The 14,805-nt window shown below is 64.4% G+C and carries 17 protein-coding genes; 10 read left to right on the forward strand and 7 right to left on the reverse strand.

The window, feature by feature from the left end; all coding sequences use genetic code 11:
• Entirely contained in the window at positions 1-630 is a 630-nt protein-coding gene (locus HS053_RS09875) for a hypothetical protein (RefSeq protein ID WP_174211073.1), read from the forward strand.
• Positions 631-683: 53 nt separating this feature from the next.
• On the opposite strand, the gene choV is transcribed toward HS053_RS09875, so the two are convergent.
• The 3 genes from choV to choX form a co-directional block, all read right to left on the reverse strand.
• Positions 684-1,721, reverse strand: coding sequence for a choline ABC transporter ATP-binding protein (choV, locus tag HS053_RS09880; protein WP_174211074.1), 1,038 nt, complete (start codon positions 1,719-1,721; stop codon positions 684-686).
• Positions 1,718-2,551, reverse strand: a complete 834-nt coding sequence (choW, locus tag HS053_RS09885) for a choline ABC transporter permease subunit (RefSeq protein WP_174211075.1) — start codon at positions 2,549-2,551, stop codon at positions 1,718-1,720. The genes choV and choW overlap by 4 nt, the downstream gene beginning before the upstream one ends.
• 86 nt (positions 2,552-2,637) lie before the next feature.
• Entirely contained in the window at positions 2,638-3,567 is a 930-nt protein-coding gene (choX, locus tag HS053_RS09890; RefSeq protein ID WP_174211076.1) for a choline ABC transporter substrate-binding protein, read from the reverse strand.
• An 88-nt stretch (positions 3,568-3,655) separates the two neighbouring features.
• On the opposite strand from choX, the gene betI reads away from it, so the two are divergent.
• The 3 genes from betI to betA all read left to right on the forward strand — a co-directional run bounded on the left by betI (position 3,656) and on the right by betA (position 7,427).
• Positions 3,656-4,240, forward strand: a complete 585-nt coding sequence (gene betI / locus HS053_RS09895) for a transcriptional regulator BetI (RefSeq protein ID WP_174211077.1) — start codon at positions 3,656-3,658, stop codon at positions 4,238-4,240.
• Complete coding sequence (gene betB / locus HS053_RS09900; protein ID WP_174211078.1) at positions 4,237-5,691, forward strand: betaine-aldehyde dehydrogenase; 1,455 nt, start codon at positions 4,237-4,239, stop codon at positions 5,689-5,691. The genes betI and betB overlap by 4 nt, the downstream gene beginning before the upstream one ends.
• A gap of 74 nt (positions 5,692-5,765) precedes the next feature.
• Positions 5,766-7,427, forward strand: coding sequence for a choline dehydrogenase (gene betA / locus HS053_RS09905; RefSeq protein ID WP_174211079.1), 1,662 nt, complete (start codon positions 5,766-5,768; stop codon positions 7,425-7,427).
• Positions 7,428-7,481: 54 nt separating this feature from the next.
• On the opposite strand, the gene HS053_RS09910 is transcribed toward betA, so the two are convergent.
• The gene (locus tag HS053_RS09910; protein WP_174211080.1) at positions 7,482-8,075 is read right to left on the reverse strand and encodes an NAD(P)H-dependent oxidoreductase; all 594 of its coding nucleotides are present in this window, start codon (positions 8,073-8,075) and stop codon (positions 7,482-7,484) included.
• Positions 8,076-8,203: 128 nt separating this feature from the next.
• Here HS053_RS09910 and HS053_RS09915 point away from each other — a divergent pair, with 128 nt between their 5' ends.
• Positions 8,204-8,440, forward strand: coding sequence for a YdcH family protein (locus HS053_RS09915; RefSeq protein ID WP_174211081.1), 237 nt, complete (start codon positions 8,204-8,206; stop codon positions 8,438-8,440).
• A 36-nt stretch (positions 8,441-8,476) separates the two neighbouring features.
• On the opposite strand, the gene HS053_RS09920 is transcribed toward HS053_RS09915, so the two are convergent.
• From HS053_RS09920 to HS053_RS09930, 3 genes are read right to left on the reverse strand one after another with little or no spacing between them, the layout of a single operon-like run.
• Positions 8,477-9,874 carry a helix-turn-helix domain-containing protein gene (locus HS053_RS09920; RefSeq protein WP_174211082.1) on the reverse strand — a complete coding sequence of 466 codons (1,398 nt, stop codon included), beginning with the start codon at positions 9,872-9,874 and terminating at the stop codon, positions 8,477-8,479.
• 49 nt (positions 9,875-9,923) lie between these two features.
• Positions 9,924-11,144, reverse strand: coding sequence for a Bcr/CflA family efflux MFS transporter (locus tag HS053_RS09925; protein WP_174211083.1), 1,221 nt, complete (start codon positions 11,142-11,144; stop codon positions 9,924-9,926).
• Positions 11,145-11,184: 40 nt separating this feature from the next.
• On the reverse strand, positions 11,185-11,535 hold the full coding sequence (locus HS053_RS09930; protein WP_174211084.1) for a DMT family protein: 351 nt from the start codon (positions 11,533-11,535) through the stop codon (positions 11,185-11,187).
• Between the two features lie 177 nt (positions 11,536-11,712).
• On the opposite strand from HS053_RS09930, the gene HS053_RS09935 reads away from it, so the two are divergent.
• The 5 genes from HS053_RS09935 (at position 11,713) to HS053_RS09950 (ending at position 14,799) form a co-directional block, all read left to right on the forward strand.
• Complete coding sequence (locus tag HS053_RS09935; protein ID WP_174211085.1) at positions 11,713-13,245, forward strand: acyl-CoA carboxylase subunit beta; 1,533 nt, start codon at positions 11,713-11,715, stop codon at positions 13,243-13,245.
• A 53-nt stretch (positions 13,246-13,298) separates the two neighbouring features.
• The gene (locus tag HS053_RS09940; protein ID WP_194245539.1) at positions 13,299-13,694 is read left to right on the forward strand and encodes a DUF6497 family protein; all 396 of its coding nucleotides are present in this window, start codon (positions 13,299-13,301) and stop codon (positions 13,692-13,694) included.
• A gap of 196 nt (positions 13,695-13,890) precedes the next feature.
• On the forward strand, positions 13,891-14,028 hold the full coding sequence (locus HS053_RS09945; protein ID WP_174211086.1) for a hypothetical protein: 138 nt from the start codon (positions 13,891-13,893) through the stop codon (positions 14,026-14,028).
• A gap of 174 nt (positions 14,029-14,202) precedes the next feature.
• Positions 14,203-14,328, forward strand: a complete 126-nt coding sequence (locus tag HS053_RS22510; RefSeq protein ID WP_277817055.1) for a hypothetical protein — start codon at positions 14,203-14,205, stop codon at positions 14,326-14,328.
• Between the two features lie 72 nt (positions 14,329-14,400).
• Positions 14,401-14,799 carry a hypothetical protein gene (locus HS053_RS09950; protein ID WP_174211087.1) on the forward strand — a complete coding sequence of 133 codons (399 nt, stop codon included), beginning with the start codon at positions 14,401-14,403 and terminating at the stop codon, positions 14,797-14,799.
• Positions 14,800-14,805: the final 6 nt, after the last annotated feature.

Consider the following 14,805-nt stretch of genomic DNA (forward strand, 5'->3'; position numbering starts at 1 on the left):
ATGAACCGGAGGGCGGCAGGTCTGATCATTGCAGGTCTGATGGCCGCGGGCGCCGCAGGGGCTGACCCGATTGCCGAAGACGGCTGGCTGACAGCCTGCGATCTGGACGCGGCTCCCGCCGGCTGCCTGATTGAAGCGGGCGGTTTTGCCCTTCTGGTGCAAGAGGGGCAGGGCACCCCGGATGCGCTGATCACCTATCTTGCCGGGCTGCCGCCGGTTTCGGCGATCCATTTCGAAGGCGAGATTGTGAACATGGGCGACAGCACCGCCGAACTGGTGCTGACCGCGGCGGCGCAGGTGGACAACATCCACGAAGGCAATCTGCAGGCGCTGCAAGGCGACTGGACCACGGTGGGCGAGGCGACTCCGTTCCAGATCCGCATCTTCGGGCTGGAATGGCAGGAATGGCAGGGCGACGAACAGCAAGGCGCCTTTGCCATGGTTGTGGGCGATGCCTGCGGCGATGGCACGGTGCCCGGCGCGGGCACGGTGATCAGCCTTTACCGGCTGGGCGACGACCCTGCGGATGATGGCTGCTGGCAGCTCGAATATATTGACGACAGCCGCATGACCCTGCGCGATTTCAAAGGCGACCGGGGGCAGGTCGCCTTCACCCGGGTCGCGCCCTGATGCAATCGGGCGGGGATACCCCCGCCCGACCCCGTGCCCTTTCGGCTGGGGGTTCAGCCAGCCCGGCCGCGCGGGTCGATCAGCTTGGACATCAGGCTTGCGGTGCGGATCAGGCCAAGGTTGCGGCCGCTGTCGGTGACGACCATCTCTGTCACGCCTTCTGACATCATCGCCATGATGTCGCGCACCGGGGTTTCGGCCGACAGGCTGCGCGCCCCGGCCCCGGCCTCGCCCTGTTCCATCACGTCCCGGGCGGTCAGCACCCCCAAGGGGTTCATATGCGCCACGAAATCGGCGACATATTCATTCACCGGATTGGCGATGATCTCGCGCGCGGTGCCGCATTGCACGATGCGGCCCCCCTCCATCAGCACGATGCGGTTGCCGATCTTGAACGCCTCATCCAGATCGTGGCTGACAAAGATGATCGTGCGTTTGAGCTTGGCCTGAAGGTCCAGCAATTCATCCTGAAGTTTCGAGCGGATCAGCGGGTCAAGCGCCGAGAACGGCTCGTCCATCAGCAGGATCGGCGCCTGGGTGACGAAGGCGCGGGCAAGACCGACGCGCTGCTGCATCCCGCCCGAAAGCTCGCCCACCTTGCGGTCTGCCCATTGCGACAGGTTCACCAGCGCCAGTTGTTCATCCACCAGGGGACGGCGGTCCTCGGGCGTCATGCCTGCCAGTTCCAGCCCGAGGCCGACGTTGTCGCGGACCGAACGCCATGGCAGAAGGCCGAATTGCTGGAACACCATGGCGATGCGCGACAGGCGCAGTTTGCGCAGCGTCTCGGCGTCGGCCTTGGTGACCGACACCATCTTGTTGCCGTCATGGACGCGGACCTCGCCCCGCACCACGGGGTTCAGCGCATTCACCCCGCGCAACAGGGTGGATTTGCCCGACCCGCTGAGGCCCATCAGCACAAGGATCTCGCCCTCGGCCACACTCAGGCTGCAATCATGCACACCCAGAACCTGCCCGGTCTGGCTCTGCACATCGGCCCGGCTCAACCCGCGGTCCATCAAGGGCAGGGCGCGGTCGGGGTGGTCGCCGAAGACGATGGAAACGCGATCAAATTCAACGGCGGTGGTCATTTGCGCGTCACCCTCAGCGAGCGGTCAAGCAGGATGGCCACCACCACGATGATGAAGCCCGATTCGAAACCCAGCGCGGTGTTCACGCTGTTCAGCGCCCGCACCACCGGCACGCCAAGGCCGTTGGCGCCGACCAGCGCCGCGATCACCACCATCGACAGCGACAGCATGATGGTCTGGTTCAGCCCGGCCATGATCTGCGGGAAAGCATAGGGCAGTTCCACCTTCCACAGCCGCTGGCGCGGCGTGGCACCAAAGGCGGTTGCCGCCTCCAAGAGTGCGGTGGGGGTCGAGGCCACACCCAGATGGGTCAGCCGGATTGGCGCAGGAAGAACAAAGATCACCGTGGCGATCAGCCCGGGCACCATGCCAAGACCGAAAAAGACGATGGCCGGGATCAGATAGACAAAGGTCGGCAGCGTCTGCATCAGGTCCAGAACCGGCACCATGGCGGTGTAAAGCCGGGGCCGGTGGGCGGCGGCAATGCCGATCGGCACCCCCACCCCCATGCAGACCACGCAGGACGACAGGATCAGCGTCAGGCTCTCGGTGGTTTCCTCCCAATAGCCCTGATTGAGGATGAACAGGAAGCCAAGGAAGACCCCAAGGCAAACCTTCCAGTTGCGCTGCAAACCCCATGTCAGCGCCAGGAACAGCGCGATGATCACGAAGGGGTTGGGCGTCTGCAACAGCCACAGGATGCCGCCGATCAGCCACTCCATCACCGCCGAGATGGCATCGAACAGCCATCCCAGATTGTCCTTCATCCAGGTGAAGGCCACTTTCGAGACCTTGCCCACCGGAATCTTGTAGTCCGTCAGCCACTCCATGCTGCGCCCGCCCCTTCATCTGTCCCCAAATATCCCGCGGGGGTCCGGGGGCGCGAAGCCCCCGGGGGTTCCGCAGGTGCGGCGGCTTATTGCAGCGCGGCGGTCACGGCGGCCTTGGCGTCGCCGCCGTCCTTGGTGGTCACGCCGTCCAGCCAGGGCTCCCAGACGCCGGGATTGGCGGCAAGCCAGGTCTTGGCGGCATCGGCGGGGTCGGCGCCGTCATTCAGGATGGCGCCCATGATCTCATTCTCCATCGGCAGCGAGAAGACGAGATTCGACAGCAGCTTGCCGGTGTTGGGGCATTCCGCTGACAGGCCCTTGCGGGTGTTGGTGTCCACCACGGCACCGCCGAAGTTGGGGCCGAAATAGTCATCGCCGCCGGAAAGATAGGTCATCTTGAAATTGGCGTTCATCGGGTGGGGTTCCCAGCCAAGGAAGACGATCGGCTTGGCGTCACCATCATGCTTGGCCACTTCGGCAAGCATCCCCTGCTCCGAGCTTTCCACCACTTCAAACCCGTCCAGTCCGAACGGCCCCGACGCGATCATGTCGATGATCAGGCGGTTGCCGTCATTGCCCGGCTCGATCCCGTAGATCTTGCCTTCCAGCGCGTCCTTGGCGGCGGCGATGTCCTTGAAATCCTTGATGCCGGCGGCAACGCCTGCTTCGTTGGTGGCAAGGGTGTATTTGGCGCCTTCAAGGTTGGTGCGGATCACCTCGACGGTGCCCGCATCGCGGTAGGCGGCCAGATCGGCCTCCATCGTGGGCATCCAGTTGCCAAGGAAAACGTCGATGTCGCCGCCGGCAAGGCCGGCATAGGTCACCGGCACCGACAGCACCTTGATTTCGGTTTCATAGCCCAGCGCCTGCAGCACCAGCGTGGTGGCGGCGGTGGTGGCGGTGATGTCGGTCCAGCCGACATCCGAGAAGATCACCTTGTCGCAGCCTTCGGCAAAGGCGGACCCGGCGAGGGCGAAGGTTACGGCGCTGCCCAGAAGGGCGGTGCGGAGGGTCATGGCGGGCTCCCTGTTTTTTGTTGATTGACGAGTCAATAAACTTCGGACAGGCTACAAAAAGCAAGAAGTTTTTTGCAGGTTTTCCCGAATGCCGAAGCTTGGAATGGAGCCTATCCGAAAGGCTGCCCTGGTCAAAGCCACGATCGTCGAGATCGGGCGGGTCGGGTCTCTGGATGTGACCGTCAGTCAGATCGCCAAGCGGGCCGGGATGTCTTCGGCGCTGGCGCATCATTATTTCGGCTCGAAAGAGGACATGTTTCTGGCCGCCATGCGCCATGTCCTGACGCTTTACGGCGCCGAAGTGCGCGGCGCGCTGGCGACGGCCGAGGGGGATGAGGCGCGGCTGCGTGCCATCCTGCGCGCCAGCTTCAGCCCCGGCAACTTCCGCCGCGAGGCGGTGGGGGCCTGGCTGAACTTCTGGGTGCTGGCCCAGACCGTGCCCGAAGCCAAGCGCCTGCTGGCGGTCTATCAGCGCCGGCTGCGTTCGAATCTGCTGGCCTGTCTGCGGCCACTTGCCGGGCCGCGGGCCGAAAGCGTGGCCGATGGTTTGGGCGCGATGATCGACGGGCTCTATCTGCGCGAGGTGCTGAAATCGGGGTCTCCCGATGGGGCTGCGGCGGTGCAGATGGCGCTCAACTACCTGAATTCGCAATTGAAAGGGGTTGAGCCATGAAGGCACAGCCAAAGGCCAGCCATTTTGTCGATGGGGCCTATCTGGAAGACACCGCAGGTGCCGTGATCGAGGTGATCTATCCCGCCACGGGTGAGGTGATTGCCCGCCTGCACGAAGCCACCCCGGCGGTGGTCGAGGCTGCGCTGGCCAGTGCCGCCCGTGCGCAGGGCGCATGGGCCGCCACCCGCCCGGTGGAGCGTGCCCGCATCCTGCGCCGCGCCGCCGATCTGATCCGCGAGCGGAACCCCGATCTCGCCCGGCTGGAGACGCTGGACACCGGCAAGCCCCTGCAGGAAACGCTGGTGGCCGACTGGCCCTCGGGCGCCGATGCGCTGGAATATTTCGCGGGGCTGGCGCCGACCATCACCGGCGAAACCATCCCGCTGGGCCGCGACTTCGTCTATACCATCCGCGAGGCGCTGGGCGTCTGTGTCGGCATCGGGGCGTGGAACTATCCCAGCCAGATCGCCTGCTGGAAATCGGCACCCGCGCTGGCGCTTGGCAATGCGATGGTGTTCAAACCGTCCGAAGTTACCCCGCTGGGCGCGCTGCAACTTGCCGAGATTTTCGTTGAAGCCGGTCTGCCTGCGGGCCTTTTCAACGTGGTGCAGGGGCGTGGCGCGGTGGGCGGCAGCCTTGTGACCGATCCGCGCGTGGCCAAGGTCTCGCTGACCGGCTCGGTGCCGACGGGGCAAAAGGTTTACGCGGCGGCGGCGGCGGGGGTGCGGCATGTCACGATGGAACTGGGCGGCAAGTCGCCGCTGATCGTGTTCGATGATGCCAGCCTTGAGGATGCCGTGGGCGCAGCGATGCTGGGGAATTTCTACTCCGCCGGGCAGGTGTGCAGCAACGGCACCCGGGTTTTCGTGCAAAAGGGGCTGAAAGAGCGGTTCCTGTCGCGGCTGGCGGAGCGGACCGAAAAGATCGTGCTGGGCGATCCCTTGGATGAGGCAACGCAGATGGGTCCGCTGGTCTCGGCCAGCCAGCTCGACAAGGTGCTGGGCTATATCGAAACCGCCAAGGCCGAGGGCGCGCGGCTGATCACCGGCGGCGCCCGGGCCAGCCTGAACACGGGCTATTATGTGCAGCCCACGGTCTTTGCCGATGTGACCGATGCCATGACGCTGGCGCGCGAAGAGGTGTTCGGCCCGGTGATGGCCGTCCTCGATTTTGACAGCGAAGACGAGGCGATTGCCCGCGCCAATGCCACCGAGTTCGGCCTTGCCGCAGGCGTCTTCACCGCCGATCTGACCCGGGCGCACCGCGTCATCGCGCAGCTTCAGGCCGGCACCACATGGATCAACGCCTATAACCTGACCCCGGTCGAGGCGCCGTTCGGCGGTTCCAAATCCTCGGGCGTCGGGCGCGAGAACGGTCATGCGGCGGTGGAGCATTATTCACAGGTGAAAAGCGTCTACGTCGGCCTTGGGCCCGTGGATGCACCTTACTGAGACGCGCCCCGGCACGCCCTGAATGGGGATGCGTGCCGGGCAAGAAGGGCCGCCCCATGCGGCAGGAGAGCAGAATGACGGCGGATTATGTGATCATCGGATCGGGTTCGGCAGGGTCGGCAATGGCCGCCCGGCTGGCCGAGGCAGGCAAATCGGTGGTGGTGATCGAAGAGGGCGGCAGCGATGCCGGCCCCTTCATCCAGATGCCGGCGGCGCTGTCTTATCCGATGAACATGAAGATCTACGACTGGGGCTTTCAGTCGGAACCCGAACCGCATCTGGGCGGCCGCCGTCTTGCCACGCCGCGGGGGCGGGTGATCGGCGGATCGTCTTCGATCAACGGCATGGTCTATGTGCGCGGCCATGCCCGCGACTATGACACCTGGGACGAGATGGGCGCGCAAGGCTGGTCCTATGCCGATGTGCTGCCCTATTTCCAGCGGATGGAGAACTGGCATGGCGGCGCGGATGCCACTGGCGCCGACAGCGCCTTTCGCGGCCATTCCGGCCCGCTGCACATCACCCGCGGCCCGCGTCACAACCCGCTGTTCAACGCTTTCATCGAGGCGGGACGGCAGGCGGGCTATCCGGTGACGCCCGATTACAACGGGCAGGCCCAGGAAGGTTTCGGCGCCATGGAGGCGACGATCTGGAAAGGGCAGCGCTGGTCGGCGGCCAATGCCTATCTCAAACCGGCGATCAAGGCGGGCAAGGTGCGGCTCTTGCGCGCCTATGCCCGCCGCGTGGTGATCGAGAATGGCCGCGCCATCGGGGTCGAGGTGGAGCGCGGTGGCAAGATCGAGGTGATCCCGGCAGCGGCCGAGGTGATCGTCGCGGCCTCCTCGATCAACTCGCCCAAAATCCTGATGCTCTCGGGCATCGGGCCTGCCGCGCATCTGGCGGAACACGGGATTGCGCTGGTGGCCGACCGGCCCGGGGTGGGGGCCAATCTGCAGGACCATCTGGAAATCTACATGCAGTTTCAGGCCGCCCGGCCGATCACGCTTTACAAATACTGGAACCTTTGGGGCAAGGCGATGATCGGGGCGCAGTGGCTTTTCACCGGCAAGGGTCTGGGCGCGAGCAATCAGTTCGAAGCCTGCGGCTTCATCCGCTCAAAGGCCGGGGTGGAATATCCCGATATCCAGTATCACTTCCTGCCCATCGCTGTGCGCTATGACGGGCAGGCGGCGGCGGGCGGCCATGGTTTTCAAGTGCATACCGGCCCGATGCGGTCGAAATCGCGCGGCTCGGTCACCCTGCGCAGCGCCGACCCGCGCGAGGCCCCGGCGATCCGCTTCAACTATATGTCCGAGCCGTCGGACTGGGAGGATTTCCGCGCCGCGATCCGCCTGACCCGCGAGATTTTCGCACAGCCCGCCATGGCCGGCCATGTGAAGGCGGAAATCCAGCCTGGGCTCAACCTGCAATCGGATGACGAGCTGGACAGTTTCCTGCGCGAGCATGTCGAAAGCGCCTATCACCCCTGCGGCACCTGCCGGATGGGCGCGGCGAGCGATCCGATGGCGGTGGTTGACCCGGAATGCCGGGTGATCGGGGTCGAAGGGCTGCGGGTGGCCGATTCGTCGATCTTCCCGCAGGTGACCAATGGTAACCTCAACGGCCCCTCAATCATGACCGGCGAGAAGGCCGCCGATCATATCCTTGGCCGCAAACTGCCGAAGTCGAACCTGCAACCGATGCTGAACCCCAACTGGCGCACGGCGCAACGCTAAACCGGGCTGCTGCGCCCGGCTTTCATCTTGGCCCAAATATCCCGGAGGCCGCCTCTAGGACCACGCCTGCAAGGCTTGTTCTACCCGCGCTTCAAACCGTGCCAGCCGCCCGGCCTCCATCGCTTCGGCCTGATAGAGCGACAGCATTGCGAACCGGGCCTGCGGCGCGCAGGGGCGCAGGATGCCGGTGCGCAGCACCCGTGCCACCGGCTGGCGCATCACCAGCCGGTCCACCCACCAGGGCGAGCCGAGCGTGGTCACCGCCAGCACATGGCGCAACCCGGTCAGCCGGGGCCGGATCAGCCCGCCACCCTCGGCATGGTCATAGGCAACGCCGGGCGCCCAGACCCGGTCGAACCAGCCCTTCATCTGCGCCGGAAAGCCGAACCACCAGGTGGGAAAGCACAGCACCAGCGTCTCGGCCGCGCGCAGCCGGGCGATCTGGGCGGCCGTCGCGCTGTCATCATAGGCGGGGGCGGAATAACTTTGCCGCTCTGCCGCCGTAAGACCCGCCGAAAAGCCGCCGCTGTAGAGGTCTTCGCGGATCACTTGATGGCCTGCGCCGGTCAGCACCCTGTCGGCCAGACCGGCCAGCCGGGTGTTCAGGCTGTTTTTCAGCGGATGGGCGGTGACCAGCAGGCAGTTCATCGGTGGCGCTCCTTTCCCGTCAGGATCGGCCAGAGCAGGGGCATCGGCAAGATGTGTTTGATCCGTATCAATGTCTTGGCGGGAGAACGGCCTTAAACTTTGCAGTGTGAACAGAGAAGGAGAGACGGATGTCCAACACCCCGCACACATTGCAGGACGAATTCCCCGGCGAGATGGAGAAGATTCACGCGCTCAAGACCAGCGATGCCCATTTCGCCCGGCTGCTGCAGGAGTATGATGTGGCCAATGACGCGGTTCACCGCGCCGAAACCCGGGTCGATGCCGTCTCGTCCGAGCATGAATCGGACCTGCGCAAGACGCGTTCGCGCCTCAAGGACGAAATCGCCCGCGCGCTGCGCGCCTGAGGGGGTTACGGGCCGTCCGCCTTGCGGGCGGCCATTTCATTCCGCGATATCATAGGGCAGCAGGCCCCGCCGGTCGGGGTCCACCCGCAGCCGCCGCTCCAGCGGTGGGACCGAGCGTTGGTGGCAGTCCTTGCGCTCGCAAATCCGGCAGGAAATGCCGATCGGCTCGAACCGGCCCTTGAGGTCAAGCCCGTCGGCATAGACCAGGCTGGCGGCATGGGTCACCTCGCAGCCAAGGCCGATGGCATAGCGCCGCACCGGCGCCAGAAACGCCCCTCCGGGTTTCGAGACATCGCGTGACAGGCAGAAATAGCGCACCCCGTCCGGCGTTTCGGCCAGTTGCCTCAGGAAACGGCCCGGTGTTTCAAAAGCGCGGTGGACATTCCACAGCGGGCAGGCGCCGCCAAAGCGGGCAAATTGCAACCGGGTCGCCGAATGCCGTTTGGTGATGGTGCCCGCCTGATCGACGCGGACAAAGAAGAAGGGAATGCCCTTGGCCCCCGGGCGTTGCAGGGTGGAGAGGCGATGCGCCACCTGTTCGATGCTGGCGCCGAAGATATCGGAAAGCCGCTCAAGATCATGGCGGGTCTTCTGCGCCGCCTCCAGAAAGGCGCGGTAGGGCATCAGCGCAGCCCCGGCAAAGTAATTGGCCAGTCCGATCTTGGCTATGTCGCGGGCTTCGGGCGTGGTGAAGCGGGCCAGATCCAGCGTTGCCTCAAGCAGTTCGTTCTGGGTCTGCAAGGCCACCTGATACAGCAACTGGAACCGCTGTGTGGGGGCGGCCGCCCGAGCCGACAGGTCCAGCCGCCGCTCTTGCAGGTTGAAGGCGCGCAGCGGGCCATTGTCGGAAAACTGCACCTCGATCCCGCGCTTGCGCAGGGCCTCGGTCGCGGTGATCAGCGGGTCTTTTCCGATACCTGTAGAGGTTATGAAATGTTCCGCAGCCCGGTCGATGGCATCGACGTAATTGTCGCAATAGTGAAAGAAGTCGCGTACCTCTTCCCAAGGGCTGGCGCGCAATCCGGCATCTTCGCGGCCCAGCGCCTCGTCCAGCGAGGCCAGCCTTTCGTGGCTTTGCCGATAGGCGCGGTGCAGGTCGAGAAAGGCCCGTGCCAGTGCCGGCGCGTTTGAGGCCGCCAGCCGCAGATCGGCCAGGGGCGGGGCGGTCTTGGCAAAGACCGGATCGGCCAGCGCCTCGCGCATGTCGGAAACCAGCCGTTCGCCTTCGCCCACCGTCAGCTCGGTCACATCCAGCCCGAACTCTTGCGCCAGCGCCAGCACAACGGCGGCCGAAACCGGGCGATGGTTGTTCTCCATCTGGTTCAGATAGGGCAGGGACACGCCCAGCTTGTCGGCAAAGACGCGCTGGGTCAGGCCAAGGCGCCCGCGCAATTCGCGCAGCTTGGCTCCGGCATAGAGTTTCTGGGTGGCCATCGGCGTCCTCGGTTTGCAAATCCAGTATTGGCTTTGCAAAGAGGTGGGGTCAAGCCTGCAAACCCAGCTCCCGGGCGCGGCGGATCACCCAGAGCGACGAGATCACCGAGGCCAACGAAGAGACCAGCATCAACAGCACCAGCGGCATCTCGCTTGACCCCGGGCCAAGAAGATGGCCGCTGAGTGCGGCCAGTGCCGCGCCGCCGCCGATGGTCAGCGCCCCGCCAAGGCCCGAGGCGCTGCCGGCAAGATTGGGCCGGGCCGAGATGATGCCGGCATTGGCATTGGGCAGGCTGACGCCATTGCCCATGCCAAGGGCCAGAGTGAAGGCAAAGAAGGTCACCGGCCCCGACAGCCCCGCCATGGTCAAAAGCGCAAGACCGCCAAGCCCCAGCGTGGTGGTCACGCTGCCCCACAGCATCATCCGGTTCATCCCCATCCGCACCGACAGCCGCCCGGCAAGGAAGTTGCCGGCGGCATAGCCCACCGCCGTCAGGGCAAACAGCATCCCCACGCGCGACGAACTCAGCCCGAAAACCTCGGTCCCGACATAGGGCGCGCCTCCCAAATAGGCAAAGAACGCGCCCGACCCGAAAGCCGCGGTCAGAGAATAGCCCCAGAAGCGTTGCGAGCGCAGCAGCGAGGGATATTGCCCCAAGGTGGCCAGCAGGCTGGTGTCGCTGGGCTTCGCCGTCTCGCCCAGATCGGCCCAGACCAGTGCGGCAACCGCCAGACCCAGCACCAGCAGCAGGCCGAAATTGGCGTGCCAGCCGATGTATTCGTCAAGGAACCCGCCCAGAACCGGGCCGATCATCGGCACCAACGTCATGCCCATGGTGACATAACCGATCATAGAGGCCGCCTGATTGGCGTCTGACACCATGTCGCGCACGATGGCGCGTGACAGCACCATTCCGGCGGCAATCACCGCCTGCGCCATGCGGAAGACCAGAAACACCCCGGCATTGGGCGCCAGAAGCGTGCCCACCGTCGCCAAAAGGAACAGCGCCAGCGCGCCCAATACGACGGGCCTGCGGCCAAAACGGTCGGAAATCGGGCCGATGACGATTTGCAGCGCCGCCGAAAGCGCAAGATAGAGCGCGACCGAAAGCTGCATCAGCGCATAGGGCACCCCGAACCACGCGGCCATTCCGGGCAGCGAGGGCAGGAAAATGTTCATCGTCAGCGCCGACAGCCCCGCCAGCAGCGTCAGCGTCAGGATGGTCGGCGGCGTGGCGCGATTCAGGAAAATGGGGGCAGCGCGGGTCATGCCCAAGGGCTATGCCTGCCTGCGCCCAGAGTCCAGCCTGCTACCATTTGTGAAAGATGAAGAAGCCCCCCGCCGCAATGAAGGCAAAACCGACGGCATGGTTCCACGACAGCGGCTCTTTCAGGTAAAACACCGAAAAGATGGCGAAAACCGCAAGCGTGATGATTTCTTGCATCGTCTTCAGCTCGGCGGCTGAAAAATGCGTGTGGCCGATCCGGTTGGCGGGCACCTGCAGGATATATTCAAACAGCGCGATGCCCCAACTGATGGCGATCACGGTGACCAGCGGCGCGGTCTTGAATTTCAGGTGGCCATACCATGCGAAGGTCATGAAGATGTTTGAGGCGATGAGCAGGCCGATGGTGACGACGGGCACGGGCAGGCTGGGCATTTGCGGACTCCGGTTGCGCTAACGCCGTCTTAGCCTGGAGTGACGACGAGCGCCATGTTTTGCAAATTTGCAATTTGCAAAATGACTTCCGCCAATCCTATGCAAATTTACGGGATTCCGCTTTGTGACAGCCCGCCCCACCGCTATGTTGCGCGCAATTTCGGGGGAGAAAGTGCCATGAAGGACATCCTGCAACAGCTTGAAGATCGTCGTGAGGTGGCCCGTCAGGGCGGCGGGCAGCGCCGCATCGACGCCCAGCATTCCAAGGGCAAACTGACCGCGCGTGAGCGGATCGAGCTTTTGCTGGACGAAGGCTCGTTCGAAGAGTTCGACATGTTCGTCGCCCACCGCTGCACCGATTTCGGCATGGAGGCCGAGCGGCCCTCCGGCGACGGGGTGGTCACCGGCTGGGGCACGGTGAACGGCCGGATGGTTTATGTCTTTTCGCAGGATTTCACCGTCTTCGGCGGGTCGCTGTCGGAAACCCATGCCCAGAAGATCTGCAAGATCATGGATATGGCGTTGCAGAACGGCGCCCCGGTGATCGGGCTGAACGATTCCGGCGGCGCGCGGATTCAGGAAGGCGTCGCCTCGCTGGCCGGTTATGCCGAAGTGTTCCAGCGCAACATCATGGCCTCGGGCGTGGTGCCGCAGATTTCCGTGATTATGGGGCCCTGTGCGGGCGGGGCGGTCTATTCGCCCGCGATGACCGACTTCATCTTCATGGTGAAGGACAGCTCCTACATGTTCGTCACCGGCCCCGATGTGGTCAAGACCGTGACGAATGAGGTGGTGACGGCCGAAGAGCTTGGCGGCGCCTCCACCCATACCAAGAAATCCTCGGTCGCCGACGGCGCCTTTGAAAACGATGTCGAGGCGCTGGCCGAAGTGCGGCGTCTGGTGGATTTCCTGCCGCTGAACAATCTGCAAAAGGCGCCGGTGCGGCCCTTCTTCGACGATCCGGCGCGGATCGAGGCCAGCCTTGATACGCTGATCCCCGATAACCCGAACCAGCCCTATGACATGAAAGAGCTGATCCAGAAGCTCGCCGACGAGGGGGATTTCTTCGAGATTCAAAAGGATTTCGCCGGCAATATCGTGATCGGCTTCATCCGCATCGAAGGTCAGTCGGTCGGCGTCGTGGCGAACCAGCCGATGGTGTTGGCGGGCTGTCTGGACATCGACAGCAGCCGCAAGGCGGCGCGCTTTGTCCGTTTCTGCGATGCCTTTGAAATTCCGATCCTGACGCTGGTCGATGTGCCCGGCTTCCTGCCCGGCACCTCTCAGGAATATGGTGGTGTGATCAAGCATGGTGCCAAACTGCTCTTCGCCTATGGCGAGGCGACGGTGCCGAAGGTCACGGTCATCACCCGCAAAGCCTATGGCGGCGCCTATGACGTGATGGCGTCCAAACACCTGCGCGGCGATTTCAACTATGCTTGGCCCACCGCCGAAATCGCGGTGATGGGGGCCAAGGGCGCGGTGGAAATCCTGTATCGCAGCGAATTGGCCGACAAGGACAAGATCGCGGCGCGCACCAAGGATTACGAGGCGCGCTTTGCCAATCCCTTCGTTGCTGCCGAAAAGGGCTTTATCGACGAAGTGATCATGCCGCATTCGACCCGGCGTCGCATCGCGCGGGCCTTTGCATCCTTGCGCGGCAAGAAGCTGGCAAACCCCTGGAAGAAGCACGATAACATCCCGCTCTGAACCAAGCACGAGGAGGCGGGAATGCGCGCGGGTGTCACCAGGGGGAATTGGCCATGACGGGGCCGACCCAGATCGAGGCCGAAGGGGCAACTATCCTGCCCGGCGATCCGGCCGCCGTCAGCCTGCCCTCGGGGCAGGAGGTGACGCTGATCGACGTGGTGTGGAATGCCCCCGGCCCTGAAGGGCTGGCGGCGCGGTTCCGCTTCCTTGCGCCTGCCATTGCCCGCGAGGGCGGCACGGTGGGGTTCGAGGATGCCAGCGCCGATATGGCCTGGCTCTGCGAAAACTACGCGCTGTCGCGGATCGCCACGCTGGGGCCCGCCCCGGCGCAGATCATCATCTCGCTTTCGGACAGGCCCGTGCCCTTTGGCGAGGCCGACCCCGAAGCGACACAGTTCTTTGAAGCCTATCGCCTGGAAAACGGCGCCTGCATCTGGGAGGTGTTCTGATGCGTCCACAACATATAGCGCCTGCCACCCTGCCGCTGCGCGGCCATGATGCCCTGATGCCACAGGGCAGGGGATTGGGCGGAAATGCGTGTCAATTCCGTCTCTTGTCGGCTATTCTTCACGCAGGTCGAACCAATGCGGCCTTGCACAGTGAACGGGGGTGGTCCGCCGCCCCCCAAGAAAATAGGAGTCGAGGATGTCGAGCATCAAAGTTCTTGTCGCTCTTTGCCTGGTGGCTTTCGTTGCCGCCTGCGCCAAGAAGGCAGAAGAAGTCGTCTATGTGGATGAGCCGACCGTCACGGTCGAGCCGACCTACACCGGCAAATACAAGTAATTCGACAGGGCGGGCCAATGGGGCGTCTTCGCCCCGGTCCGCCCTTGTTTTTATTGAGAAAACTGGGGAATGGGCGCAGGCGGAACTTTGCTGCGCCGCGACATACCCGTTTGCTCTTCCCGCTGCCTCCTCCTATGGTGCGCGCAGTCGCACCTATTCGAACTGGAGGTTCTCATGCGGACTACTGCCCTCATTGCCATGCTGGCCCTTGCCACCGTCGCCGCCTGCGCCAAGCCCGCGCCCGAGCCGGAGCCCGCTCCGATCAGCGTTGAGCCGACCCAGACCGGCAAATACAAGTGATCTGACGGCGCGGGGCGCGCGTCAGGCACGCCCCGCCGCCTTTGGCTGCCTTCCGACCGGGGAGGTGCGGCCATGCTGAAGCACCGCGGTTTCCCCGGCCGCCTTCCCGGCACCGATTTCCAGTTCACCATCCGCCGCGCCAACGTCAAAGAGGGCGCGACCAAGCTTGTGAAGCGCGAGCGGTTCAAGGACCGCAAGCAGGTTGACCGCAAGGCCGACGAAGGCTTCATGGCCGCCCTCTGGGCGCAGTTCGGCGAAGACCCGTTCGAGCGCGGCAACCTGGATGCCGGGCGCCTGTCCTGGCTGTTCGGACGCGAAGTGGTGCCCGCCGAAGACCCGTTCGACCCCGCATCCTATGAGGCGCTGCTGCGCATCGACCTCAAACGTGCGCAGGCGGCCTTCCCGGCGGTCTTTGCGCCCGATGCTGCGCCCTTGGCGTTCGACGACTGGGACGATGAGGACGAGGACTAGGCATGT

This window comes from Tabrizicola fusiformis (genome assembly GCF_013328815.1).
Classification (GTDB): domain Bacteria; phylum Pseudomonadota; class Alphaproteobacteria; order Rhodobacterales; family Rhodobacteraceae; genus Fuscibacter.

Excerpts from the sequence above, each read along its gene's own strand:
- HS053_RS09875 (WP_174211073.1), top strand. The coding sequence starts at position 1 with ATGAACCGGAGGGCGGCAGGTCTGATCATTGCAGGTCTGATGGCCGCG.
- choV (WP_174211074.1), bottom strand. The coding sequence starts at position 1,721 with ATGACCACCGCCGTTGAATTTGATCGCGTTTCCATCGTCTTCGGCGAC.
- choW (WP_174211075.1), bottom strand. The coding sequence starts at position 2,551 with ATGGAGTGGCTGACGGACTACAAGATTCCGGTGGGCAAGGTCTCGAAA.
- choX (WP_174211076.1), bottom strand. The coding sequence starts at position 3,567 with ATGACCCTCCGCACCGCCCTTCTGGGCAGCGCCGTAACCTTCGCCCTC.
- betI (WP_174211077.1), top strand. The coding sequence starts at position 3,656 with ATGCCGAAGCTTGGAATGGAGCCTATCCGAAAGGCTGCCCTGGTCAAA.
- betB (WP_174211078.1), top strand. The coding sequence starts at position 4,237 with ATGAAGGCACAGCCAAAGGCCAGCCATTTTGTCGATGGGGCCTATCTG.
- betA (WP_174211079.1), top strand. The coding sequence starts at position 5,766 with ATGACGGCGGATTATGTGATCATCGGATCGGGTTCGGCAGGGTCGGCA.
- HS053_RS09910 (WP_174211080.1), bottom strand. The coding sequence starts at position 8,075 with ATGAACTGCCTGCTGGTCACCGCCCATCCGCTGAAAAACAGCCTGAAC.
- HS053_RS09915 (WP_174211081.1), top strand. The coding sequence starts at position 8,204 with ATGTCCAACACCCCGCACACATTGCAGGACGAATTCCCCGGCGAGATG.
- HS053_RS09920 (WP_174211082.1), bottom strand. The coding sequence starts at position 9,874 with ATGGCCACCCAGAAACTCTATGCCGGAGCCAAGCTGCGCGAATTGCGC.
- HS053_RS09925 (WP_174211083.1), bottom strand. The coding sequence starts at position 11,144 with ATGACCCGCGCTGCCCCCATTTTCCTGAATCGCGCCACGCCGCCGACC.
- HS053_RS09930 (WP_174211084.1), bottom strand. The coding sequence starts at position 11,535 with ATGCCCAGCCTGCCCGTGCCCGTCGTCACCATCGGCCTGCTCATCGCC.
- HS053_RS09935 (WP_174211085.1), top strand. The coding sequence starts at position 11,713 with ATGAAGGACATCCTGCAACAGCTTGAAGATCGTCGTGAGGTGGCCCGT.
- HS053_RS09940 (WP_194245539.1), top strand. The coding sequence starts at position 13,299 with ATGACGGGGCCGACCCAGATCGAGGCCGAAGGGGCAACTATCCTGCCC.
- HS053_RS09945 (WP_174211086.1), top strand. The coding sequence starts at position 13,891 with ATGTCGAGCATCAAAGTTCTTGTCGCTCTTTGCCTGGTGGCTTTCGTT.
- HS053_RS22510 (WP_277817055.1), top strand. The coding sequence starts at position 14,203 with ATGCGGACTACTGCCCTCATTGCCATGCTGGCCCTTGCCACCGTCGCC.
- HS053_RS09950 (WP_174211087.1), top strand. The coding sequence starts at position 14,401 with ATGCTGAAGCACCGCGGTTTCCCCGGCCGCCTTCCCGGCACCGATTTC.